The sequence below is a fragment of the Paenibacillus sp. Root444D2 genome, from assembly GCF_001426375.1.
Lineage (GTDB): Bacteria > Bacillota > Bacilli > Paenibacillales > NBRC-103111 > Paenibacillus_E.
In genome coordinates this window covers 131,752-157,809 of the sequence record NZ_LMEO01000050.1, presented here as the reverse complement: position 1 = coordinate 157,809, position 26,058 = coordinate 131,752, and the positions used below count along the sequence as shown (strand labels likewise).

Below are 26,058 nucleotides of genomic sequence, written 5' to 3'. Positions count from 1 at the left end.
TGTACAACATACAACAATTCCGGATAAGTAAGCGAATGACTAGTAGCATACGGCAGGGGCGAAGTCCGAAAAGGACTTTTCAGATAAAGTGAGAAGTGTATTGGACTGGAAATTGAGCTGAAAGGACTAAAAAAGTCCTCTCATAAGTGAAGAAGAAGTCAGTTCCAGCTGAGAAGACCAAAAACGACTTTGATCGTTCCGATACGAGTTGTTTCTATAGCCAGCAATTTGTTGCTAACGCTGTTTTGCGTCGTTACAGCCAACCTGCCATCAATCCTTTTTCCGCCGGTAAACCCGCTCAGGTCGGCCGACCACACCGTAAGACAGGTCGGCGTATAAATCGCCTGAGCTGACTAAGTGCTCGAGGTAGCGGCGGCCGGTGGAGCGGCTGACACCAATTTCTTTGGCGATTTGATCAGCGGTCAAGCCGCCGGATGCGTTCGAAATCGCTTGCACGATTTTTACCAACGTGAGCTTATCAATTCCTTTGGGCAGGAAAGAGGTGTCTAAGTTGGTTTCCTTCTTGGAAGTTCCAGACATAAGGCGATCCACATCGCTCTGATTGATCATGCCGCTTTCGTTCATGCGACTCAATTCACGATGGAAATTCAGATAGCGCACTAGCGTTTCTTGAAGCCGATTAAAGACGAGCGGTTTAATGATATAATCAAACGCACCGCTGCGTATAGCATCACGAATGGCGTCAATTTCTTTGGCAGCGGTAATCATAATGACGTCTGTTTCCCGGTAATGCTGCCGAATAAAGGAAAGCATCTCTAAGCCGCTGGCGCCCGGTAAGTAGACATCGAGTAGGACGAGATGCGGAGTCAGAATTTCCAACTGTTCCTTGGCTTGACCCACATCTGTGGCTATACCGACGACGTGGAATCCTTCTACTTTTTCTATGAATCGTCTGTTAATCTCAGCAATTTTCACATCATCTTCTACGATAAATACTTCAACGGATTGATTCTGGTGTTCCATGGGGCAGACTCCTTTCTTTGAGATCAGGGATCTTGGGAATCGCTACGGTGAAAATTGTGCCGCCTGCGGGGTTTTTATGAAAGGTAATGTACCCACTCAACTTGCCGACAGCATGTTGGACCAGAGCAAGTCCAATGCCGCGGTGTTCCCCCTCTTTGGTCGAAAAGCCTTTTTCAAATACAGCCATACTCGTCTCCTCAGGAATTCCTACGCCTCGATCCTCACATTCGATAATAAGATCCTCACCAAGGTCGGTTAGAAATAATTTCACATACGGCTCCGTCTGATCGCCACCAGCAAGTACTGCTTCCATGGCATTGTCAACGAGGTTACCAATGATGGTGACAAGCATATTTCGATCAATCTGAGCAGGGATGTCGCTGAATGTGCTTTCGTGATCAATTTCGAACGTTATCTTTAGTTCCTGCGCATGATTAAATTTGCCAATGAGCAGTCCGCCAATCATAGGATCTGGGATTTCTCGCATAATGAACTGTACCCAATTCTGATGTACATCGGCCTCCCGGGAGATAAGTTCAACAGCTTCTTGATACGATTCGAGTTGGATTAGCCCCGAGATGACGTACAGCTTGTTCGAAAATTCATGCGTTTGTGCGCGTAGCGCTTCTGCAAAGCGTTTGACCTGAGACAGTTCTTCAGCCAACCGATACAGCTCGGATTTACTGCGAAAGCTCGAAACTGCACCGGTTACGCCTAATTTCCGCTCAATAATCGGGACCCGATTCACTATCACTTCATGGTCGCCGATGAGCATTTCATGGTCAAATTCGGCTTTCCCCGAACGAACGACTTCATACAATCTCGTATTCGGTATAACGTCTTCAATTTGTCTTCCAGTAATTTTTGCCGTGACAGGCAGCTGCAGCAGCTGAAGCGCATAGCGGTTCGCCATCGTAATAACTCCCTCACGATTAACCGCGATAATACCTTCTCGTATGGATTCTAGAATCGCCTTTTTTTCGGTATATAATGCGCCGATTTCCTTTGGCTCCAAGCCATGAATGGAACGCCGGACGTTATGGGCGATGAGGACAGAGCCGACAAGTCCGATGACGAGAACGATCAAAGAGATCATTTCGATTCGTGTTTGATACACAGTGGTAATTAGTGCAATGTCCTCTGTCAAGAACCCAACAGATACGATACCAATTACTTGACCATTGTCGCTAAATACTGGAGCTTTGCCACGGAGCGAGGGGCCCAGAGACCCAATAGCCTTAGAAATAATGGATTTTCCATCAAGTACAGGGCCATTATCTCCCCCAACCATTTCTTTGCCTATTCGCTCAGGCAGGGGATGCGAATAACGGATACCTTCGCGGTTCCCAACAACGATGTATTCCGCATCTATTTTCTCGCGTACCGTCTCCGCAATGGGTTGAATGACAGCTGAGGGGTCATTTAATTGAAAGGCGTGCCTTATTTCAGGCATACTAGCCACTGTTTCAGCTACCTTCAAGGCGCGTGTACCAATCTGATCCTCAAGAGCGGAGGTCATCAGGTAATAGAAAATGCCGCCTAGACTTAGGATGATGAAGACAAGCAGTGAACAAATAATCAAGATAAGCTTGGTTTGCAGCCTCATTCCGAGTTAAAGCCCCCCGTTTTTGCTAGTATTGTATCATAAAGCGCTCTCATTATGAGGGAAAACGCGTTGGTGCCGTCGTGAACAATATGAACAAAATGCCCAAAACGACGTTATTATAATTAATCTTGTTAAACTTCTCAATTTTCTATTCAGGTGATATTCTGAAAGCGCTTCAAAGAAAGCGGATACACGTATAAAACCAAAAAGTTGGAGGGGTTTCATTTGATAAAAAATGTATTGGCAGCATCTTGGAAAGTAACATCGATCAGTTTATTAGCAATCTCCTTGGCAGCATGCGGTAATGGGGCAGCTAAACCAACAGACGCAACAGGTGACAAGGCCAAAGAAACGACAGCACCAGCACAAGCGGCATCCAAATATCCAGAAAAAGCGCTTAGCATCATCGCTCCATCCGGTGCAGGCGGCGGTTGGGATATGACGGCTCGTACAATTGCCAAAGTATTGACGGAAACGAAAGCGATGGATAAGCCGATTTCGGTTGAAAATAAACCGGGTGGAGGCGGCGCTGTCTTCATGGCGGAATATGCGACGAAAGATGTGAAGGACAATTACAAATTGTTCGTTAGCTCACCGCCGATTCTCATTAACCATCTGAAAAAAGAAGGTAACACGCCTTACGGTTATGCCGATACAACACCGCTTGCTCAATTGACGAAGGATTATGGCGCGGTTGCGGTCGCGGCAAACTCGAAATATAAAGATTTGAAATCACTATTGGATGATATGAAAGCGGATCCTACGAAACTGACGGTCGCAGGCGGTTCTGCACCTGGCTCCATGGATCATCTGGTTTCCATTCTTCCTGCCTTTAAATACGGTATCGACCCGAAAAAGGTGAAGTACGTATCCTATGATGGCGGCGGGGAAGCCGTAACAGCTTTGCTCGGCGGTAATGCGGATGTGCTCGGAACTGATGCATCCTCCTTGGATCAGTATGTGAAAGCTGGCAAGATCAGAATACTGGCGGTGGCATCACCAGGGCGGCTTGGTGGCAGCATGAAAGATGTTCCAACGATGAAAGAACAAGGTGTTGACGCTGAATTCTTAATCTGGCGCGGCTTCTTCGGACCTAAGAATATGGATGCTGGTGCGAAAAAGTTCTGGGAAGATACGATCAAGAAAATGGTTGAATCCGATACATGGAAAAAAGAAATGACTGCGAACAATTGGGAAACAGACTATAAAAAAGCGGATGATTTCAAAACTTTCTTAGCTCAGCAAGAAACACAATTGAAAGATATGTTGACAGCTTTGGGTATGCAGAAATAAGAGAGCCTTGGGATGCTGGGGAGAAGCGAGTTTGACTTCTTCCCATGCACGAAGGGCAGGAGGTTGAGTAGGCAGATGAATACCATGTTTGACCGTTATGCAGGTATCGTTTTTTTCGCTATTGGCACCACATTTGTAATCGGCAGCAGAAGCATTTCAACAAGTGCTTACGGTAGTAATGTAGGCGCGAATATATTCCCAATGATGCTGGGGGCTTTCTTAGCACTAATGAGCCTTCGTCTCATCTATGATACGTTCCGCAAGCAGCAAACGAAAAAACATAAAGAAAATTTGGATTACAAAAGATTTGGTATCATTTTCGTTTCAGCAGTCCTATATGCGTTATTTCTCGAAGATGTCGGATTCGTCATCTCCACGTTTCTCTTTTTAATGATTGGGTTCCAAACGATGCAAAGAGGTAGAATTTGGGTTTCGCTTTTGATCTCAGCTGCATTCTCCTTTGGGGTGTATACGCTGTATGTGAATGGTTTGGATGGTTCACTTCCTGGATTTCCAACTTGGTTAGGCTTCTAAGATATCGCTTACGCAGTGGGTTTGCTAAAAAGCAAGCTCTAAGGAGGTTATTGAAATGGGCACGATTGATTATGTGCTTCATGGCTTGGGTACTGCAATGCAGTGGCACAATGTCGTGTTTGTTTTTCTAGGCGTATTAATTGGTACAGTGGTAGGTGTCCTACCCGGGATTGGACCCATGAGCGGTGTAGCTCTGTTAATCCCGATAACAGCGACAATGACCGCAGGATTAGGTCCTGAGGAAGCCGCGACGAGCTCCATTATTCTGCTCGCTGGCGTCTATTATGGAGCGATGTACGGAGGATCGACGACTTCCATCCTGCTGAATACACCGGGAGAATCTTCTTCCGTAGTAACGACCCTAGATGGTTATCAAATGGCTAAACAAGGTAGAGCCGGGGCAGCGCTTGCGATTTCGGCGATCGGTTCCTTTGCGGCCGGCATTATTTCCTTAATAGGACTTATTTTCCTTGCTAGGCCCTTGTCGGCAGTTGCCATCAAGTTTGGTCCTGCTGAATATTTCTCTCTCATGGTTCTCGGCTTACTTGCAATCAGCGGTTTAGCAGGCAAATCCATGGTCAAAGCTTTAATGATGACAGCTTTCGGACTTCTGCTCGCAACGATTGGAATTGATAATGTATCCGGTGTTGAACGATTTACATTTAATATTCCGGAGCTTTATCAGGGTCTGGAATTCCTTACCGTGGCTGTTGGTACTTTCGCTGTCGGCGAAGTGTTCAAGACCATTCTGCAGCGAGAAGGAAACGATGGCGAATTGGCTAAAATCAATCGAATCCTACCGACTAAGCAGGATTTGAAAGATAGCGCGGCGCCTATCGCTCGAGGCTCAGTGCTTGGATTTTTCATCGGGCTTCTGCCTGGTGCCGGTGCCATTCTTGCTTCCTTTTTCGCTTACATTGTAGAAAAGAAAATCAGTAAACATCCCGAGAAATTCGGGAAGGGTGCCATTGAGGGTGTAGCTTCTCCGGAAGCTGCGAATAATGCGGCGTCAGGCGGCGCCATGATTCCACTTTTGACACTAGGCATTCCTTCATCCGGTACAACCGCTATTCTGATGGGCGCTTTCATTATGTACAATGTTCAGCCGGGTCCTTTGTTATTCCAAGATCACCCGCAGCTCGCATGGGGCGTTATTGCCAGTATGTTCGTGGGCAATCTGATGCTGCTTATTCTGAATATGCCGCTCGTTAAAGTGTTTGCCAAAGTCATTGAAACACCAACGAAATATTTGATTCCATTAATTATCGTGTTTTCCGTTTTCGGTGTCTACGCGGTTCAATATTCAACGTTTGATTTGCTCTTGATTATGGGCTGTGGTCTTGTCGGGTACTTCTTATCGAAAAACGATTACCCGTTAGCGCCGCTGGTACTTGGTCTTATTCTTGGACCGATGCTGGAAAATAACATGCGCAGAGCGTTGACCATTTCGAATGGAGATTTCATGATTTTCCTTCAAAAACCTGTTTCCCTCGCTTTCTTGATCATTGGCTTCTTATGGTTGACGATCCCTTTAATCCTGAAGATGAGAGGCAAAAATGTTCTCGTAAACGAAGAGGCATAAGCTGGACGAAAACCCCTATGAAGCTGTGTGGAGCTCTGATACCAATCAGCCTCTATCGGTAGAATAGGGGTTTCAATTCATGGAGTGAAATTCAAATGGAAGTACTTTTTCTTATCGTGCTCAATGTTATTGTACCTGTATTTTTATTAATTGGAGCAGGCGCTTTTATGCATCGTGTATTTCATTTCGATATGCATACACTGTCTAAGCTCAATGCGTATTTCTTACTTCCAGCGGTTTCTTTTACGAATATTTATCAAAGTAAGCTGGAATGGAGTACGCTGCTGCAAATCATTAGTTTTTTGCTTCTGCAAAGTATCGCTCTTATCGCGGTGAGCAAAGGAACAGCAAAGCTGGCTAAATTTGATAAAGGCTTGTCTTCCAGCTTCTCAAATAGTGTGGTACTTAGCAATTCGGGTAATTTCGGTTTGCCGGTGTCACAGCTTGTGTTTCAGGGGAACCCGGTTGGTTTAGCTGTTCAAGTTATTGTCACCATTTATCAAAACCTTCTAACGAATACCTTTGGCTTGGTTAATGCGGTTTCTGCACAAAACCAAGGGCAAAAGATGCTGCGGAAGCTTTTGAAAAATCCCATGATCCATGCATTTGTACTGGGGTTGCTGATGCATATTCTGGCGATTCCAATTCCGGCTTTCATATGGCATCCGATCCAGAATGTATCAAACGCCTTCCTTGCGATTGCACTAGTTACGCTAGGTGCACAGAGTGCTTACTTGCAGTTTAAGCATATTAGCAGCGTACTTATTTTCAGCCTTTTCGGAAGACTTGTTGTCTCACCGATTCTCGCACTAATCTTGATTTTACTGCTCCATTTGGAAGGTACAACCGCACAAGCATTGTTTATCGCAAGCTCGTTTCCCACGTCAAGGAACAGCGCGGTATTTGCATTAGAATACGGGAATCACCCGGAATACGCTGCCCAAGTGGTTCTGCTCTCTACTTTATTCAGCAGCTTGACTGTTACCGTAGTCGTGTATGTATCGAAACTATTATTTTAGGCATGATGCCCTAAAAACGAGGAGTTCATTTTGAAAGACACGATTGGTGGCAAAAGCATTATTCTGCGTGTGGAGCTGCAAACGGAAGCCGTTCATTTTGGACAATTAATTACCGTCATTACGGAAAATGGCGGGGATGTTATTGCCATCGACGTTATCCAAACAGGTCCAAATTGGACGGTTCGTGATATTACTGTAACAGCATCAGAACAGATTCAACTGGAAGCTGTCACCAGCGCAATCAAGTTGCTTCAAGGTGTAAAGCTTGTTCATGTATCAGATCGCACCTTCCTGCTTCACCTAGGCGGCAAGATCGAGATGAAGCCTAAGGTGCCGATTCAGAATCGGGACGATCTGTCTCGCGTGTATACACCCGATGTTGCGCGCGTTTGTATGGCGATTCATGAGAAGCAGGAGAATGCGTACAAGCTTACGATTAAGCGAAATACAGTTGCTGTAGTTTCGGATGGCAGTGCGGTGCTTGGTTTGGGTAATATCGGACCCTACGCGGCTATGCCGGTCATGGAAGGTAAGGCGATGCTGTTCAAGCAGCTCGCAGATGTCGATGCCTTTCCAATCTGCTTAGACACGCAAAACACGGAAGAAATCATCACTACGATTAAGAATCTAGCGCCTGCTTTTGGCGGGATCAATTTAGAGGATATCTCTTCGCCGCGTTGTTTTGAAATTGAGGAAAGGCTGCGTGAGGAGCTTGATATTCCTGTATTCCATGACGATCAGCACGGGACAGCCGTTGTTCTGTATGCGGGGCTTATCAATGCACTGAAAGTCGTTGGGAAATCGATTAACGAAGCAAAGGTTGTCATCTGTGGCATTGGGGCGGCTGGCATAGCTTGCTCAAACATACTACTTGCAGCAGGTGTTAAGGAATTGATCGGAGTTGATCGAGAAGGGGCTTTGGTGAGCAGTACTTCGTATAGTAATCCCATGTGGAACGGGTATGCAGAGCGAACCAACCCGAATCAATTAACAGGCTCCTTGCACGAAGTTATCGAAGGGGCGGATGTATTTATCGGATTATCCTCCGGTGGTGTACTGAAGCGGGGCGATGTTGAACGGATGGCGCCGCATCCCATTGTATTCGTGATGGCGAATCCTACACCGGAGATTCATCCAGACGAAATTGAAGACATTGCAGCCGTAATAGCGACTGGAAGGTCTGATTTCCCGAATCAGATTAATAATGTCTTATGCTTTCCAGGGATATTTCGAGCCGCTTTAGATTGCCAGGCTACTACAATTAATGAGGAAATGAAGCTAGCTGCTTCCGCGGCTATCGCCTCTGTCGTAGCCCCGGAAGAATTGAATAAACTGTACATTATTCCGAGTGTTTTCAATCAAGAGGTCGTTAGACGCATTCGGACAGGGGTCATTGAAGCAGCAATAAGAACCGGAGTGGCTCGGAGAATGCCGCGCGAATTCAGGTCGGGGGGATCCATATGAGTGGTTTGGGAACAAGAGCGATTGTAGAAATTAACCAAGTAGCTAATCAATTTAAATCGAGCATTGTTATCAAAGTGGGCAAACGTTTCATCGATGTTAAAAGCATTCTCGGTCTAAGTATTACGCTTTTCAGCAACGAGGTGTATCACTTAGAAATTCATGGTCCCGACGAAGTTGAGGCTAAGCATGCCATGGAGGAGCTATTTATCAAACATGGACTTCCGCTAAGCGGAGTTTGATCGTGAATGAAGGCGTGTTACGAAAGGGTAACACCAAGTGACAACAGCAAGTGACAGCAGCAAGAGCAACACCGATTGCTATACCAAGAGACGACACCAAGTAATAACACTTGGAGCAACACTAGGAGCAACAACAAGAGCAACACCAGAAGTAACACCAAGAGCAACGCCAAGAGCAACGCGAAGAGACAACGCCAAGAGCAACACCAAAAGCAACCCAAACGTGCAATCCCAAACGTTGAACCAAAAAGCCTTCAGCACCACTTTTAAAGTGGTGTTGAAGGTTTTTTTATCTCAATATTACTGTACACAGTAGGGGGAGAGGGTCACTAGTTGTACAACGTACAACAATTTCCTTGATTTCTTCTTGAAATACGGATGATGTTGTATGTTGTGCAACAATTTAGCCTTCATTCCTGCTATTGAGCTAGTTTGGGCAGAAATTGGTGTATTTTTTGCAACAATCGCTAGGAATATAGTGGATTCACTTACCTAATGTTGTAAGAAATACAACTTCACAAGTTTCAAAAGGAACTACGATGCGTTATTTATCGAAAAAACCACCTTTTTGAGCGTAAAGGGAATATGGATGCGTTATTTTGCCATTTAGGACTGAAATACGGCATTCAAAGCGGAAATAAGTGATTGACGTTCCGTTTCGATAGCCTAATAGCGGCTTTCTCTCGCAATAACGCATCGACGTTCCCTTTCATGAAGCTTCTGATTGGTTGAAAAGGAAATATAATCAAATTCGGCCCTGCGCATGAAGTATATTCAACACGATGGACCTGAGGCCGTTGCTTCGGTTATCTAATTTATTTCACCTTAAAATGCACAACCGCGCTGTACAGCATTTTACCCGCATTCGGGTCGAACACGATGTGATGCTGAATTGCGAACACGTCGAGCAATAAAGCTTTGTTGTTATCGATTTGCTCGTTGATTTGACGTTCCAACGTCTTCATATCATAAGCTTGAAAAAACTCGATTTTATTATCTATGCGGTCCAAAAGAAAGTCCATGATCTTACTCCTCCCTAAGCTAAGTTGTAAAGTTTAGACAACTTCTCTTATTATAACGTCAATATCTGATATAGGAAGTACATATGAATAGGCGTATACTGTAAGGGGATACATGATCGCATGTTCTGATGGATCGGGAATACCTCATTTGCTAGACAAACTTGTAGTAGGAAGTGATGTCGTTTTGAAGTCTACACGATTATTGGTTGATTTCTTCAAAGAGAAATGGCCGTTGTATGTTGTAGCCGCATTGTCCATTTCTTTAGGCAACATTGTTCATTCGTATTACCCCAAACTGCTAGGCATTTTTACTGATCAGCTGCAGCAAGGACTTTTGAGTAAAACTCTTATAATTGATTACAGTCTAAAGCTGCTGATGATCGGCGTCACATTCGGTGTTTTAACAGCCATTGGTCAGTATATGATCATGCGAAACGGAAGACGCTTCGAGTTTGTTTCAAGAAACCGCTTGTTTAACCATTTCACACAGCTGGGCGCAACATTTTACTCAAAGAACGGCGTTGGTAAGCTGCTAAGCTATGTGATGAATGACGTAACTGTCATTCGAGAATCGATATCCATGGGGATTAACCACATTGTAAACTCGGCGATTTTGATCACAGCTGCCATTCTCATGATGATATTCAGTTCAATCCCGCTCTATTTAATTCTCGTCTGTATATTGCCCTTGTTGCTTATTCCTGTTCTGACCGTTCGATTTCAGCCAATTATTAAAAAGCATTCCTTACAGGTACAAGAAGCATTAGGCAAAATGACGGAGTCGGCCGAGGAGCAATTCGGAGGCATACGGGTAGCCAAGAAATTCGCGGTGGAACCGATTATGGTTCGTAGGTTCAGCGAAACGGTAGATCGGATTCGCGATAACCAATTGAGATTGGTTCGGCTATCTTCCTTATTTGAAGCACTTATTCCGTTTCTGGGCGCAATATCGCTGATCATCGCGATTGCTTTTGGGGGCTATTTGACCATTCAACAGCGGATTACGATTGGCAATTTCGTTGAATTAACGCTATACATACGGATGATGGTAAACCCTTTACAGCAAATTGGCCGCGTCATTAATGCCATGCAGCGCTCTCGAGCTTCGCTTGAACGAATGAATGAGCTGCTCGATTTGAAATCCGAAATTGTGCAAAACGAGCTTGCGCAAATATCCGACCTCGATCACGAGGGAATTCGGATTGAACATTTGTCTTTCGCTTATCCTGATGATGAGGACGAGGTGCTTCATGACATAACATTGACGATTGAACCTGGCAAATCCATTGGCATTATCGGGAAAACAGGCAGCGGCAAATCGACCTTGGTGAAGCTAATGCTTAGGATATACGACCCGCCGGAGGGGACGGTATGGATCGGGGATACGGATATTCGCGATGTGACATTAGAAAGCCTGCGAAATCAAATCGCTTACGTTCCACAAGAGGGATTCTTGTTTAGCACGACCATCCGGGATAACATCGCCTTTTATAAAAGAGAATCACCCTTAGAACAGGTTGAGCGTGCTGCCAAGAAAGCACAAATCCTCTCAAGTATTACGTCATTTCCTGAAAAGTTTGAGACGAAGCTAGGCGAGCGCGGTGTCACCTTATCGGGCGGGCAGCGTCAACGAACAAGCTTAGCCAGAGGGATTATTAAGGATTCTCCTTTGATGATTCTAGATGATAGTGTAAGCGCTGTTGACTCGGTGACGGAGAAGCACATCATCGATACGATCCGCAAGGAGCGATTGAACAAAACGACCATTTGGATCGCTCATCGAATCTCCGCGTTGAAGCATACGGATGAAATTATCGTTCTTCATGAAGGCAGGATTGTGCAGCGCGGCACGCACGAAGAGCTAATTGCGCAGGAAGGCTTGTACGCCGAGCTTCATGCGATACAAGAGGGAGGTAGCGACGATGCCCAAACGGAATAACAAAAGCAATGAGGAGCGGCAGAAGACGCGATCTTCCTTTCGTTCTTTATCCGCTTATGCCAAACCGCATAGGTTCACCTTTGCAGCTGTTTTATTTTGCGCGTTACTAGGGATAGCTGCAGATTTGTTTCAGCCGTATCTAGTAAAGATTGCGATTGATGATAATTTGATGATTGGGAAAAGTGACTATCGCTCACTGCTGCTCATCTGTTTGTTTTATGCAGGTCTATCGATCAGCAGTTTATTCTTCAGTTATCTGCAGAATAATTTATTGCAGTTTGCCGGCCAAAGCATTGTCGCCAAAATACGCAAGGATTTGTTCGAGCACATCTTTAAGCAGTCGATGTCTTACTATGACCGTACGCCAAGCGGCAGCTTAATTACGCATGTTTCCAGTGATACGGAAACGTTGAATCAGTTTTTTACGCAGGTTCTTCTTAGTCTGGTTCGCGATGGCATGACACTCGTATTCATCATCGTCCTGATGTATCATCTGGACCCGCAGCTAACGCTTTACAGCATGATAGTGATTCCCATCATTGTGCTCATAGCTATAAGCTTTCGCAGATATATGCGCAAAACCTATCAGCTTTCGAGGACGCAGCTGTCTCAAATGGTTGCTTTTGCCGCTGAGAATTTATCCGGGATGCATCTCATTCAAGCTTTTCATCAAGAAAAGGAACAGATGAATCGCTTCACTGATCGGAATCTAGGATATTTCCGTGCAAATTTGAGAGAAATTCGTACCAATGTTTTGTTCAATCGTTCCTTTGATATTTTAGGGAATTTATCGGTAGCTTTTATCACCTGGATTGGCGGTATTGCTGTGTTCGATAAAACGATTGAATTCGGCGTTTTGTATGCTTTCATTACGTATATACGGCAGTTTTTTCAACCGATTAATAACATTACACAGCAATGGAATACCCTTCAATCTACAACGGTGTCTGTCAATCGAATTTGGAATATATTCGCCATTCAACCGGAAGTAAAGGATAAGGAAGGCATGTTGTCACCCTCGTTGTCCGACGTGAAGGGGGACATTCATTTCAACCATGTGCATTTTGGTTATTTGAAGGATACAGCTGTCATTGAGGATTTAGAGCTTCATATTGAGCCCGGTGAAATGATCGGTATTGTGGGGACGACGGGCGCTGGGAAAAGCTCGTTGATTAGTTTGCTTTGCCGCTTTTATGATGTGCAGGAAGGGAGTATCCGCATTGACGGCACGGATCTGCGGGATATCCCGCAGGCTGATTTACACCGAATGGTTGGACTTGTACAGCAGGAACCGTACTTATACGCAGGCAGTATTTTGGACAATGTTCGGATGTTTGATGAAACTATAACGCGTGAGGAAGTTATTGAGGCATGCCGAATGGTTGGGGCAGACAATCTCATTTCACGAATGAAAGATGGTTATGAGACACGCATATCAGAGAGAGGAAGCGGGCTTTCCGCAGGAGAGAGACAACTGATCTCATTCGCGCGAATTATCGTATTCAAGCCGAAAGTACTGATTCTTGACGAAGCTACAGCGAATTTGGACTCCCAAACGGAGCAGTTGATTCAATCCGCGCTGCAGGTCGTAGCCGAGGGAAGAACGACACTTGTTATCGCACATCGCATCTCGACCATTATGCATGCTAACCGCATCATTGTGATGAGTCAGGGGAAAATTGTTGAAGAAGGGAACCATGCACAATTACTTGCGCTTCGTGGCTATTACGAGCAATTATATCTCCATTCACAGGGGAATATGGATGCTGCACAAACTATTTCATAACATGAATGCGCCGCAACTGAGGTTGTGAAAATAAGCTTTGTCGGACTCCTTGTTAGGAAGTCGTGACGAAGCTCATTTTACCGCATAAGTAAGAATAAGTTATAGGGTAACGATGGCCCCTTTCTTATCGGCGATAAAAGCTACATCTATACGCACTCGCTCACCTTTGAATGGTCTCAATAGTGGTTTTCTCAACTGATAAGATTTTATATGTTTTGGGTTTGGGGTGAGCGAAGCTTACCCCTTTTTTATTATTGTTTTGTTTTGGAGTAAGTGAAGCTTCCGCCCTGATTACCCCAGTAATAAGAAGGGGTGTTTTGTGTGCTGATATATGGGAGAACCGGGGAAATAGGAGGGTAAGTTGCATAACGTACAACATTTATCCTTGATTTGTTCTGTGAAGGCTGAAGATGTTGTATGTTGTACAACAATTCAGCCTATTTATAGGCATTTGGGCTGCTTTGGCAGGAATTGTTGTATTTTCTGCAACATTCGTGAGGAAAACGTGGATTTGCTTGCAAATTGTTGTATAACCTACAACAATTCACGATTGAGTAAGTGTGCATGGTTACACATATGCCTTGGGCGCAATCATATGTTGCGCGTCAACCATTAGGCCTTTTTTTTATCTAGATTCCTAGATTCTCCACTTCATTTAACCAGAACGGTGTTATCACCGTCCATAAGTTGGATTAGCTTTATCGATATAAATAAGCCCTGTACCCTCGTATTTGCGTGTCATGACAAGATTTCTTTTATTACTGGAATAACTGTCCCGAAAAGAGACAATCGAACCTATTTTACCACGATCCAAGGGAAAATGTTAAAAAAGCAATATAGTTACAATATAATATCTTTACAAACAATACTGGAAAATTGTGTTGTTTTATTTATATTACTATACTATACTAATGTATAAAATTGTAAAGTTTTGTTGTCGATTATTGTCGAAGATGGGAATTTTCACCTACAACTTTATAATGGCAAACCTATTGAAAAATAGGGACGCAAAGCTAGAGGGACTACATCCAACAAGGATATGTCAGCCAGTTGCATTGTAGCAATTGGTGGAATAGGGCATTCATGCCTGTGTTTCTCCTTTTTTTTGTGAACATTTTCGTCAAGCAATTCTATCGATAGGAGAGAAATGAATGAGAGAGAAAAGATTAACGAATGTACAGCAATTATTCCCCAGTGAGGATGGAAACCAACAAACGCGACAAATGGTTTTGCGGCTCATTGAACAACTAGTAACAGGAGTGGATGATCTCAAAAACCCTGATGGCGTCAATCTCAAGGGCGAGAAAAACCGAACAGGGACTTTCTATAACAATCTAATTCGAGAAAGCTCCATTCCTAATGGCAGCGTCCCCCTAGAGGAAGTTAATACAGAGCTATTGAAATTGCTGCATGATCATCCTTATCATACGAAATATTTTTTAACGAATATTTTGCCGATGGCAAGCATCCCGGGGATTATGGGCATGATCGCGGCATTTTTGGTTAATGGCAACAATTTATGGGATGTATACGGCCCAGCCGGAGCTGAAGCTGAAGTAAGAGTCATCAGCATGATGTCCAAATTAATAGGCTATGATGCGCTGAAAAGCGGCGGGTATACGACATGGGGCGGACAAGGAGCTGTATTCTCAGGTCTCCGGATAGCGATCGCTAAATTCGTTCCGGACGCATTGCAAAAAGGTGTTCCCGACAACTTGTATGCTTTTTGTTCCGAAGCCGCTCACTACAGCTTGTTTAAATCTATGGAGGCATCAGGCATAGGGAGCGATAGATTGATTAGAGTTCGCACGAATGCTGACAGCTCCATGGATGTGAATGATCTGAGAGTTAAAATGGAAGAAGTGATCGCACGAGGCGGAATTCCGATTTACATTGTAGCTACGACAGGAACGACGGATGCCATGGGGATTGACGATTTGGAGCAAATTTATGCTGTGTCTGACAAGGCAGCCGTTCATCATGGGTTGCTTAGACCTCATATTCATGCAGACTCTGCTTTAGGTGCGTTCTTTGCTTTCTTTAATGACTATGATTTCATCTCCAATCCACTCGAATTAAAGAAAGATGTCGCTCAGGCTTTAATTTCTATCCAAAGCAAGATGAGGCATTTGCATTTGGCCGACTCGCTTTGCTTCGATTTTCAAAAGCTGGGGCAAACCCCTTACCTGACAAGCTTATTTCTGGTCAAGGATGCCGCCGATTTAAGGCTCATGGATCTGCATCCGGATGAAACGCCCTATGTCGGACATCGGGGATACGGACAGTATCACACCGGTTATACGTTGGAGTGCTCGCGCATGGCTAGCTCCATCAGCATTTACAGTGCTCTGCTTGCATTCGGCGTTCAAGGGTATCAGCAATTGCTGGCTCAGTTCGTTGAGGTTAATCTTGCTTTCCGGGAAGCGCTTCGCCAAGAAATCCCTCATGCTGAAATCGTTAATAACGACAACCCTGGCATCATTACACTATTTCGTATATATCCGGAAGGCAGTCCGCATTTTCAAGAAGAAGTTTCAGGCAAGTGCACGCTTAAGGAAATTGAACGGAATAATAAATTTAACGAGCGTTTATTCGAAATGCTTGGGAATCATCGCGATCGTATATTTTTTGGCGATACCAAAAAGCATCTGCTTGTTCAAACGAAGGATGATTGTTCTGTTGCTCTTTACGCGACAAAGATTTTTGTCATCTCCCCTTATACGGAGACCAAACATGTACATGAAATTATTCAATATTTGAAGGAAACTGTAGCGCAAGTCTACGAGAAATATTCCGAAACATCGCTATTAAGCAGGAGGTAATTGAAGTGGCAAAGCATGCTCCAAATAAAATAATAAACTGGTTCAGAGGACAAATCGCGGTGAAGATGACGAGCAGTATCTTACTGCTGCTGTTATTCGTATGCGCAGCCTTCTCCGTCTCTTCCTATTTGGCCAGCAAAAGTTTAACAACGAAGCTTGAGGATCAATTTGTTCTAAGATTAACGACAAACATTGAAAATGTTTCAAAATATATGACTTCTATTCCCGAACATGCAGATGAAATTACAGGCAAAGATCAACCGGCTTATACCAAAATAAAACAGCAATTTGAACAATTTAAAAAGCAAGACTCTCTTGAGAATGTTTATGTCTTGCAGAAAGTTCAGAATAAAGATCAAATCGTCATTTTAACCGGAGTTGATGAAGATTTCGGCACCGAGTATCCCTTTACGCCTGAAATGAACAGCGCGATCAAAGAAAATAAATTAACGATCAGTGAGATTTACAAGGACGAATTTGGTATACATAAATCTGTCTTTGTTCCCCTCAAAAATGTTAAAGGCGAAAACGTCGGAATTCTCGGGATTGATTTAGATGCCTCAGTCGTTCCCAAAACGAAGCAAGAATTGTTATGGACAACCTTTACGATTACCTTAATCGTTATAGTCATAGGCGGTCTGATAGCCTTCTTCATAAGTCGAAGTGTGACGAGACCGGTCATTCAGCTGATGCGTGTAACAGAAAAGGTTGCTGCCGGAGATTTATCTGCACAAGTCGCAATCCAGCGAGTAGATGAGATCGGTAAATTGGCAAATGCTTTTAACGAGATGCGTCAGAATTTAGATTCCCTGATCCGCCAAATATTTTCTTCATCCAACCTTATTACCAATACCAGCGCGCAATTGTATCAGTCTGCGGACGAATCCAGCTCTAGCAGCGCGCAGGTTGCCGTTTCCATGAACAGCATGAACGAAGGGGTTGCTGAAGTTGTTTCTTCCATTACAGAGAGTACTTCATCCATCGTTGAGATCAATACGGAATTATCAGAAGTAACATCTGAAGTCAAAGAGATGCAGGAAATGGCCCACAAGGTAGGTGCACAATCTGCAGACGGTCAGCAGCTTGTTGAGAAGACATTACATCAGATGAATGTGATTCAAAAAGAGATGAAGCATTCACAAGAAGCCGCGCAGCAGTTGGGAAACCGCTCGAAGGAAATTGGGGAAATTATCCATATTATCACCGAAATTGCACAGCAGACGAACCTACTGGCACTGAATGCGTCCATTGAAGCGGCACGTGTTGGAGAACAGGGGAAAGGCTTTGCCGTTGTAGCTGGTGAAGTGAAGAAGTTGGCGGAGCAATCCACGAAAGCCGCAAGCTCAATCACAGAGCTCGTTTCCAGTACCCAAAATGACAGCCTTCTTGTCATGGAGAGCATTGTCCAGGGAAATCAAGCCGTTGAACAAGGTCAAAGCTGGATTAATGATACGTATGAAAATTTTAAAGTTATTTTTAACGGTATTTCTGTTTTCTCCAATCGGACAGACCATTTGATCCATACTTTGGAGCGAGCAGAAAGATCCTTTGAGATCATTTCGAATGCCATGCAGAAAATCTCAGGGATTACAGAGGAACAATCCGCAGGCTATGAGGAAGTGGCGGCGGCAGCTCAAGAGCAAAGTGCTTCCATTCAGGAAATTACTTCAGCCATTCGCCAACTATCTGATATGGCTGTTGTCCTGCAAAGTTCTGTTCAAAATTTTAAGATCACAGATTGAATGCAATGACTTCCTTCATTTGATTACTTGCCAGCCCAGTGCTGGCTTTTTTATTTGAAAGCCATTAATCATCCATAGGCTAATGATCTGGTACTAGGAATAGATAGTACTTCTCAAACTGCATATCTCTAGTACAATTAGAAGTAAGCGAGAGGAGGAATATTCATCATGAAATCCAAATTTGTTATGATTGGGCTAGGCTATGTATTGGGAGCAAGTGCTCTACTAACCGCCATTGTATATTTTTTTGCTACGAATTGGGAGAAATTGAACCGCTGGGAGAAATTCATTCCTGTCTTTGTGCTCATATTGGGCTTTTACGGCTTATCTGTATGGCTTTCGCGCCAAAATGGCAGGCAGTTTCTAAGTAAACTTAGCTTGTTCGCAAGCTGTATATCCTTCGGTGTAGGTGTTGGACTCATTGGGCAAACCTACAATTCTCATGCGGACAGTTACAGCTTGTTCGCCGTATGGTTCATTCCGGCATTTTTGCTTGCCTTATTAACCAGATGGCAGCCCTACTATGTACTGGCCTATATTTTAGGCCATCTCGCTTACGGAATATATTTCTTTGGGCGTTGGGGAGTAAATTCAGATGCGGAAATCATTCAAATCACCATCTGGCTCGGAATCGCCATTGCAAATGGCATCTTGTATGTTCTGAGCGAGAAGGAGCGTTTGTACTCGCCATTTCTGAAATGGATCTCTTTTCAAATTGGGATGGCGGTTTTAGTCGTGGCTTCAAATTCACATGCGTACGAAAAGTACGGTATCTTTATGAACTTGCCACTCATCCTAGTACTTGCGGCAGCCGTGTACTATACACACAAGACGAGGAATAAAGCTTATCTATTGTTTGCCGGTCTGTGGGTATCGATCACGGTGACAGTCAAATATATCGAGCTTATCATCCAGTATTATAACGAGTTTTTTTTCATAGCCAGCTTGTTGTTTATTATCTTGTTCATCTTTGCGAATGTGAAGTTCATGAACTTTATTCGTTCTTGGAATCCCTCTTCCAAGCAGTTGCAACCGGAAAATCGCTCGGATCAAGAAGCTACGGATCAAGCAAAGCCGGAAGGAGATTTTACCAAATGGGTCGTCCGTGTCCTCACCGTTTCGGTCATCATTATTGGCTCGCTTCTGGGAAGCTTGACGATCATTGGGATTATCACTGTTGTACTAGGATTTAATGAACCGGAGAATATACTAATAGGCTTTGGGTGTGTCACTGTCATTGCGATGATCATAGCAAAAAAACTAAATTCATTAGTGCGATACACGATACTCATTAGTGGATTGCTGCTTGGAGCAGGAGCGGCTGTATTTACGGAGAATGTTCCTATTCTCTTGGTTTTCCTGGCGCTTACGATTGCAGCTTTTATCTACATTGGTGGGTTGGTACATCGTATATTCTTCTTACTGGCTGCTGTCATTATTGCTTCTTTCGTACTTTTCAATTGGATTGATAGCGGTACTATTGTTCTTACCGTACTTACCGGCTTATTATTCATTATGTTTGCCAGTGGTCAGGTCATTGCAAATACGGGAGTCAGACAACCCATACTTTACAGCAGTTTTCCTTCATTTCTGATAACTTTATTTGCCTTAACTTTTATGGCGGAGTCATCTTGGTATTATATAGCCAATGTGCTATTCTTTATCGTCGTTGTTCTCGCTTTGGTCATTAGTAGACAACTGCAAATCAAATGGATTTATGCTTGGTCAATGGGCTTCTGGATTGCTTTCCTGGTATATAAATATTACGATCTGGCCTGGAAGCTTCTGCACAAATCGATTAGCTTCGCGGCTATCGGGATTTTGGTTCTTGCCTTTACGGTTTGGTATGAAAAAAGACATCGTTCTGAAGCGATTGAACCCGTTGAGGCTAATTCTAATTATGCTATGAACCGCTGGATTATTGCTCTGCTAGTTCTGCTTCAAGTCATGGCAATGTCCTTACAAATTGGTAAAAGTGAGTGGCTGCTCGTTCACGGACAGCTGATTAAGCTGGAGCTTAAACCGCTTGATCCACGTTCACTCATTCAAGGTGACTATGTGCGTTTGCGCTATACTATATCTGAGCCGCCTCTATTTGCAGATAAAAATGATGAGGCAAGTTCTAAGGGGAAAATTACAATCGTTCTCTCTCCGAACCAGGCGACAGGTGTTTATGAATATCGCCGCTTATATACCAAAGGGGAAGCATTAGCTCCGGGAGAGGTTCGCATGAATGGAAACAAGGTCGGTTATGAGGGTATTGAATATGGGATCGAGACTTATTTCATTCCGGAAGGAACAGGCCGTGTATTTGAACGGGATGCCAAGTTTGCTGAAGTGAAAGTTTCTGCTGGCGGCGATGCGATCCTTGTGCGTTTATTGTTACAACCAAGTGTTGTCCAATAAAGATTAATGTGGTAAAATTACCCGATCTTTGCTTAAAAGAAAGGGGTAACTCTTCTCATGTGGCTTATATTTTCAGTGCTTGCGGCTGCCAGTTTCGGGCTGCGAGGCATTCTATATCATTGGACCAGCCAGCAATCGCTGAATCGGAATGTGCTGCTCTGCGGCACATTTTTTATGGGGGCGCTCGTCAGTATTGGCTGCGCCCTTATTTCACAGCAAGAGTGGACGGTATCAGCTCTGATTGGTGTTCAAATGGGATTGTTCTCTTTTGGAGCCAATGCCAGTATGTTCAAAGGCTTTGCGGTAGGCAAAGCCTCTTTAGTTGCCATCCTCACCGGTTTACCATCGGTCGTTGTGGTTTTCGTCGCATTTCTACTTTGGGATGAGCGACTTAATTTATGGCAATTCTTTGCCTTCCTTGTGATCGTAGTAGGTATTTTATTCGTTCGTTACTCGAATGATATCACCCTTAAGAACCTGCAAGGAGCCGGATGGGGAGTGCTTGCTTTGTTTCTTTTTGCCGGAAATGATTTGTCTAGCAAATGGACAACCATCGTTTCTGCGCCATTGTTTCCAACGCTATTTTTTATGTTTGCAACAGGGACATGCTGTTTCGGATTATGGTGGTTGAAGGACAGGGCAAAGGATAAAGGAAAAGAAGTCGCGCCAGCCAGTTGGACAGAACGTAGAACCTTCCTGATTGGAATGGTCGTCGGGATTACAAATGTCATAGGCATGATCTTCATTATCCATGCATTCGATCAGGGGAAAACGGGATTAGTTTCCGCCGTCGTTGCACTTAATGTATTGATAGTCTTATTGTATACACGGTTTGTTTTGAAGGACAAATTCTCAAAAATGGAGCAATCCGGCTTAGCTTTAGCATTCATAGGCATTATGATGATGAAATTAGTTGGATCTTGACAACACATTATTATTGCTGTAATATTCAGTAAATTCTTAATTTCATAATCAACATTGATGAACAGGACAGTAATTCTTGTCGGACAGTCGCAGCGAGCCGGAGCAGGTGGGAACCGGTACGAATGTCAAGAGTGAAGCGGGTCTGGGAAATGGTCTTCTGAAAGTACGGTGTAGGGAGATCCGGCATAAGCCGTTATCGTTGGAGTGGTTAAACCAGTGGTTTAACACTTAGAGTGGTACCGCGGGAATGAACAGCTCTCGTCTCTTATTATAGAGACGGGGGCTTTTTTGCGTTTTTCTGAAAAAAGATTATAGGCTTCGCATCAATCCTATTAGGAGGAATATGCCATGATTCAACAGCTTTTAACGAATGAAATCGAGTATCATGTAGGTGTTTTATTTCAAGAGTACGGAATAGAACAACCTGTGACGCTGAAAATCTTGACGGAACACCCAGCACACGCAGAGCACGGGGATTACAGCACGAATGTTGCTATGCTTTTAGCAAAAATAGTACGTAAAGCTCCTTTGCAAATCGCACAAGAGCTTCAACAGCGTATAGAAAAGAGCGGTTCCGTACAAGGCTTATTTGCCAAAGTGGCTGCAGTGCCTCCGGGGTTTCTGAACTTTTATATAAGTTGGGACACGTGGTCTTCTGGTCAATATGGAGCTGCAAAAGAGCTTGTTGATCAAAGAAACAAAACAAGAATTTTGATCGAACATACATCAATCAATCCGAATAAAGCTGCTCATATTGGCCATTTGAGAAATTCTTGTATCGGTGATTCGTTGTCTCGCATGCTCTCGCAAGCAGGGTATCAGGTGGAGGTGCATAACTATATTGATGATCTGGGGAATCAATTAGCGGATACCGTGGTGGGCATTCTTCATACAAAGACAGAAGAGTCTTTTAATCGATTTGGCGACTTTTGTTGGGAAACCTACGCTAAGGTGAATCAGGCTTACAAAGTGCAGCCAGAGCTTGTAGAGCAGCGTTCTACAGTTCTTCATGCGCTAGAGAGTGGGCATTCCAATCTTGCGTGGATGGGTGCTTTGGTGGCGGAAAGGATCGTTCGCGAGCAGTTGGAAGAAATGAAGCAGTTCGGCATACATTACGATGTGCTGGTTTGGGAAAGCAGCATTGTGAGAGCGGGATTCTGGGACACAACCTTTGAGCTGCTGAGCCAAACTGATATGTTTCATAAGGTGACGGATGGGAAATTAGCAGGCTGCTGGGTATTGAAGAATCTAGAAGAAGGGGCCGTTACAGCTGGGGAAAGCACAAATTATCAAGGGGATAAAGTGCTTGTTCGTTCCAATGGTATTTTAACGTATACAGCGAAGGATATAGCCTATCATCTATGGAAATTCGGTGTGCTGCCGAATGATTTTGTATATAAAAAATGGGAGGATGGACTATGGTCCACAGCTTCCCAGGGCAGAAAGAAATCGATAGGGCAAGCGGATGTCGTCATTAATGTTATTGATTATCGTCAGCAATACCCGCAGGAGATGGTTAAGCTAGCTCTAGAAGTATTGGGCTATGAGCAGCAGGCGAGTCAGCTTAAACACGTGAGCTATGGGGTCGTTTCCTTAAGCCCGGAAACTGCTGCAGGACTGGGTATTGATATTTCGGCTGGCAAAAGCTCCTATGCGATGTCTGGGCGCCAAGGGATTGGAATTAAAGTCGCGGACCTACTCGATCACATGGAGAGAGTCATTGACGCTAAACGCTCAAGAAAAGCGGGGATTTCCAGCAGATCGATTGCTGCGGCTGCGATCCGTTATTATTTGCTCAAATATCAGCTGCAAACAGAAGTTATTTTTGACTTGGAGCAAGCGACGGAAATAACCGGGAACACGGGCGTCTACCTGCTTTATGCATACTCAAGAGCTAACAGTATTTTGGACAAAGCAAAGAAAGATACTCGACTTCATAAGATGGAAGCAAAGTTCGATAGGACTCTTTTGGAAGAACAGGAATATCAGCTTTTGAGGCACGTCGCCTATTGGACCGAAACACTGGAAGCTGCCACTAAACAATTGGCGCCTAGCATACTCTGCCATTACGCTTTCGAGTTAGCTTCGCTTTTTAACCATTTCTACAGTGTTTGTCCGGTTTTAAAAGGCAGTGAAGAAAGCATAGCCCATCGCCTTTGGATCACGCAAACGTATAAACAGACGCTGCATCAGGTACTGGAAGTGCTGGGTATGCCGACGCCAAAACGATTGTAACCGAAAAAACGATTGCATGTATTCTATTAGGCAATGCCATTTCGATTAACGCTTCGGAAGTCGGGGTTGTCCGCATTCGTCCTTAAAAATGCAACATAAGCTTTCTGATCTTGATCAAATGCGGTACAATAGGGATATTCGTGCCAATTTGAATGATTCAGGAGGCTTTAACCACAATGACAGAAAAAGATATCGACACACAAGCTCCAGTAGATAACGAACAAGATCAAGAACGCGAACAGGCCCAAATCATTATGACTTGGTTTCAGCACATTCAAGAAGTAATGAAAGAACAATTTCCCGAATATGAAGTAGATGGCCAGATTGGCAATAATCCGACTTATGGTCCAATGTTTGCCTTCACACTTAAAAATGATGAAAAGTCCACATCATGCGGATTTTTCTTGAATGAAATTATGAGAAACTTCCAAACAAATCCGAATGCGGGGCTGTGGTTATCGTCCTTTTTCGTAGATTTGTTGAGAAGCCCAGAAAATCATCCGCTGCCGAATCCTCCACAATCGGAAGATGAAGCCAAAGAGCTGCTGGATAAACATATTGTTCCTTATTGCGCGGCTACAGTTCGTGAAGAATTCCCTGATCAAAAGATCTATGTTGACTTGGAGCTTCATGAGGAGCATGGTCCAGTCCTCGAGGCTGGCTTCGTAGCTGTTGAAGATGGCAATAATACATGTGCACTTCCGCTGCAATATTTAATGACGTTATATTTATTGAATCGTGACCCGGCAGAGCCTTTAATTCAAGCGATGTATCGGTTGTATGAAGAAAATAATTTAGGCCAATAAGGATGAGAAGTGAACAGCCAGGAGGGTTTCCTCCTGGCTGTTCGGTTTGGTTGAGGTTTGGTTATATTTTGATTGATTTAATTTGATTTTTGTTTGATGTGATTTGATTTGAGGGAGCTTAAAGTGGAGTAGTTTCCCTTTTCATTGTTTTGCTACATGAGAAGTTGTACTACGTACAACAATTTTCTTAGTTTCTTCTCTCTGAGCAGGAACTGTTGTAATTCGTACAACAATTTGCTCGATTTTTGCTCAAAAGGGCTACTTAAAGTAGAAATTGTTGCAATTTTTGCAACAATTTCCAAGAGGTATGCTAATTTGTTTGATTTTTGTTGTACAACGTACAACATTGCTTCCTTTATAGTTTGGAAGTCATGCAGCGTGTCAGAGAGAAATGTGAAGGTAGGAGTAGAGAATGGCTAATTTAATCCATCCTCTCGATTTACTTCCTACAAACGGAGATACTCCTCATAGCTTTTAATAATCGGAAGTGGAGAGATGGAACCAAACTTCACATATTTCATCGCATGCGACGTATTAAAGAGCACAACGGTATCGCTCGGACGCAGCCATCCGCTGTCGCAGAGTGCGAGCAGACCTGCCCAAGTTGCCGAGCCTTCGGGGGACGCGGAGATGCCCTGCGAGCCCAAAGCGCGAGTAGCCTCGGCAATTTGGCTCTTGGAGAGGGCGATGGCTGTGCCGCCGCTTTGTTTCACAATCGACAGGATGAGTGCCAAGTCTGGCGGATTCGGTACGCGCATACCTGTCGGACTAGCTTCTAATCCGGCAGCTTGGGCACTTCCAGCTTGTCTGCATGCGATGCCATCGACAATTGGCTGGCATCCTTCTTCCTGCACGCAGACGAATCTTGGCATGGGGCTGTCAATCCAGCGAAGTGCTTTGAGCTCCTGGTAAGCTTTCCACATGCCAATAATACCGGAGCCGCCGCCGGTTGGATAGATGATGACGTCGGGGAACGTCCAGCCAAGCTGTTCGGCTAGCTCAAGTCCCATTGTTTTCTTGCCTTCTACACGTCCGGGCTCCTTCAATGTGCCAACATTTACCCAACCCTGATCTTGTTTACCCGCTTCAATGATTGCTGCTGCATCATGAATGAAGCCATCTACGAGGTAGGTGGCTGCTCCATATAACGGACATTCGTCCACGATTAATGGCGGGCAATCCATGGGGATAAAGACGGATGCCTCGATCCCGGCACGTCCTGCATAAGCGGCTAATGCCCCCGCGGCATTTCCATTGGATGGAACGGCCGCTTTCGTCGCTCCCGTTTCTTTGAGCAAGGAAACAGCGACGGAGAAGCCCCTCGACTTAAAGCTCCCCGTAGGGTTCTGCTCTTCTCTCTTGATCCATAGCTGTTTAATAGGCAGTCTCTGCTCCCATTCCTGCATACGCAGAAGTGGCGTCCAGCCTTCGCCTAAGGTGATGATACAATCAGGGTTACTCACTGGAAGCAATTCTTTATATCTCCACATCGATGGGTAGCGTGTTTGTAAAGCTTCCTTCGTTAACGTTCTAGCTAAGTGTTCCAAGTCGTAATCGACCAATAAAGTGCCACCGCAGTCGCATTTCATTTCTTGATAACGGAAAGGGAGCCTTGCTGAACATCGTGAGCAATAAAGCCCCAATCGGTTCATCTC

18 protein-coding genes, 1 riboswitch and 1 other annotated feature are annotated in these 26,058 nt (G+C 44.3%); of the genes, 14 read left to right on the top strand and 4 right to left on the bottom strand.

Going from position 1 to position 26,058, the window contains the following annotated elements; all coding sequences use genetic code 11:
• Nucleotides 1-270: 270 nt before the first annotated feature.
• Nucleotides 271-984: a DUF977 family protein gene (locus tag ASD40_RS28315; protein ID WP_057306484.1), complete on the bottom strand. Its 714-nt coding sequence runs from the start codon at nt 982-984 to the stop codon at nt 271-273.
• On the bottom strand, nt 959-2,590 hold the full coding sequence (locus ASD40_RS28310; protein ID WP_057306483.1) for an ATP-binding protein: 1,632 nt from the start codon (nt 2,588-2,590) through the stop codon (nt 959-961). Before ASD40_RS28310 ends, ASD40_RS28315 begins: the two co-directional genes overlap by 26 nt.
• A 225-nt stretch (nt 2,591-2,815) precedes the next feature.
• Between ASD40_RS28310 and ASD40_RS28305 the strand changes: the two genes are divergently transcribed.
• The 6 genes from ASD40_RS28305 to ASD40_RS28280 all read left to right on the top strand — a co-directional run bounded on the left by ASD40_RS28305 (nt 2,816) and on the right by ASD40_RS28280 (nt 8,721).
• Complete coding sequence (locus tag ASD40_RS28305) at nt 2,816-3,883, top strand: Bug family tripartite tricarboxylate transporter substrate binding protein (RefSeq protein WP_057306482.1); 1,068 nt, start codon at nt 2,816-2,818, stop codon at nt 3,881-3,883.
• A gap of 75 nt (nt 3,884-3,958) precedes the next feature.
• On the top strand, nt 3,959-4,417 hold the full coding sequence (locus tag ASD40_RS28300) for a tripartite tricarboxylate transporter TctB family protein (protein ID WP_057306481.1): 459 nt from the start codon (nt 3,959-3,961) through the stop codon (nt 4,415-4,417).
• Between the two features lie 55 nt (nt 4,418-4,472).
• Nucleotides 4,473-5,999 (top strand): tripartite tricarboxylate transporter permease, encoded by a 1,527-nt coding sequence (locus ASD40_RS28295; RefSeq protein WP_056837769.1) that lies wholly within the window; start codon nt 4,473-4,475, stop codon nt 5,997-5,999.
• 95 nt (nt 6,000-6,094) lie between these two features.
• Complete coding sequence (locus ASD40_RS28290; RefSeq protein ID WP_057306480.1) at nt 6,095-7,018, top strand: AEC family transporter; 924 nt, start codon at nt 6,095-6,097, stop codon at nt 7,016-7,018.
• 30 nt (nt 7,019-7,048) lie between these two features.
• Complete coding sequence (locus ASD40_RS28285) at nt 7,049-8,482, top strand: NAD-dependent malic enzyme (RefSeq protein WP_057306479.1); 1,434 nt, start codon at nt 7,049-7,051, stop codon at nt 8,480-8,482.
• A complete protein-coding gene (locus ASD40_RS28280; RefSeq protein ID WP_057306478.1) occupies nt 8,479-8,721 on the top strand; it encodes an HPr family phosphocarrier protein in 243 nt (80 codons plus the stop codon). Before ASD40_RS28285 ends, ASD40_RS28280 begins: the two co-directional genes overlap by 4 nt.
• Before the next feature lie 815 nt (nt 8,722-9,536).
• Here ASD40_RS28280 and ASD40_RS28275 read toward each other — a convergent pair.
• Nucleotides 9,537-9,743 carry a YrzA family protein gene (locus ASD40_RS28275; RefSeq protein WP_057306477.1) on the bottom strand — a complete coding sequence of 69 codons (207 nt, stop codon included), beginning with the start codon at nt 9,741-9,743 and terminating at the stop codon, nt 9,537-9,539.
• Between the two features lie 184 nt (nt 9,744-9,927).
• Here ASD40_RS28275 and ASD40_RS28270 point away from each other — a divergent pair, with 184 nt between their 5' ends.
• The 8 genes from ASD40_RS28270 (at nt 9,928) to ASD40_RS28235 (ending at nt 24,403) form a co-directional block, all read left to right on the top strand.
• Nucleotides 9,928-11,682 (top strand): ABC transporter ATP-binding protein, encoded by a 1,755-nt coding sequence (locus ASD40_RS28270; RefSeq protein WP_057307065.1) that lies wholly within the window; start codon nt 9,928-9,930, stop codon nt 11,680-11,682.
• Nucleotides 11,666-13,468, top strand: coding sequence for an ABC transporter ATP-binding protein (locus tag ASD40_RS28265; protein ID WP_156390223.1), 1,803 nt, complete (start codon nt 11,666-11,668; stop codon nt 13,466-13,468). The genes ASD40_RS28270 and ASD40_RS28265 overlap by 17 nt, the downstream gene beginning before the upstream one ends.
• A gap of 972 nt (nt 13,469-14,440) precedes the next feature.
• A riboswitch (cyclic di-GMP riboswitch) is annotated at nt 14,441-14,526 on the top strand.
• Nucleotides 14,527-14,619: 93 nt separating this feature from the next.
• A complete protein-coding gene (locus tag ASD40_RS28260; protein ID WP_057306475.1) occupies nt 14,620-16,290 on the top strand; it encodes a pyridoxal phosphate-dependent decarboxylase family protein in 1,671 nt (556 codons plus the stop codon).
• Nucleotides 16,291-16,295: 5 nt separating this feature from the next.
• Nucleotides 16,296-18,032: a methyl-accepting chemotaxis protein gene (locus ASD40_RS28255; protein WP_057306474.1), complete on the top strand. Its 1,737-nt coding sequence runs from the start codon at nt 16,296-16,298 to the stop codon at nt 18,030-18,032.
• Between the two features lie 168 nt (nt 18,033-18,200).
• A complete protein-coding gene (locus ASD40_RS28250; RefSeq protein WP_057306473.1) occupies nt 18,201-20,438 on the top strand; it encodes a GDYXXLXY domain-containing protein in 2,238 nt (745 codons plus the stop codon).
• 57 nt (nt 20,439-20,495) lie between these two features.
• The gene (locus ASD40_RS28245; RefSeq protein WP_057306472.1) at nt 20,496-21,362 is read left to right on the top strand and encodes an EamA family transporter; all 867 of its coding nucleotides are present in this window, start codon (nt 20,496-20,498) and stop codon (nt 21,360-21,362) included.
• A gap of 48 nt (nt 21,363-21,410) precedes the next feature.
• Nucleotides 21,411-21,631, top strand: a binding site (T-box leader).
• A gap of 79 nt (nt 21,632-21,710) precedes the next feature.
• On the top strand, nt 21,711-23,597 hold the full coding sequence (locus ASD40_RS28240; RefSeq protein ID WP_057306471.1) for an arginine--tRNA ligase: 1,887 nt from the start codon (nt 21,711-21,713) through the stop codon (nt 23,595-23,597).
• Between the two features lie 176 nt (nt 23,598-23,773).
• Nucleotides 23,774-24,403, top strand: a complete 630-nt coding sequence (locus ASD40_RS28235; protein ID WP_057306470.1) for a hypothetical protein — start codon at nt 23,774-23,776, stop codon at nt 24,401-24,403.
• Nucleotides 24,404-24,849: 446 nt separating this feature from the next.
• On the opposite strand, the gene ASD40_RS28225 is transcribed toward ASD40_RS28235, so the two are convergent.
• Entirely contained in the window at nt 24,850-26,055 is a 1,206-nt protein-coding gene (locus ASD40_RS28225; protein WP_057306468.1) for a threonine synthase, read from the bottom strand.
• Nucleotides 26,056-26,058 lie beyond the last annotated feature (3 nt).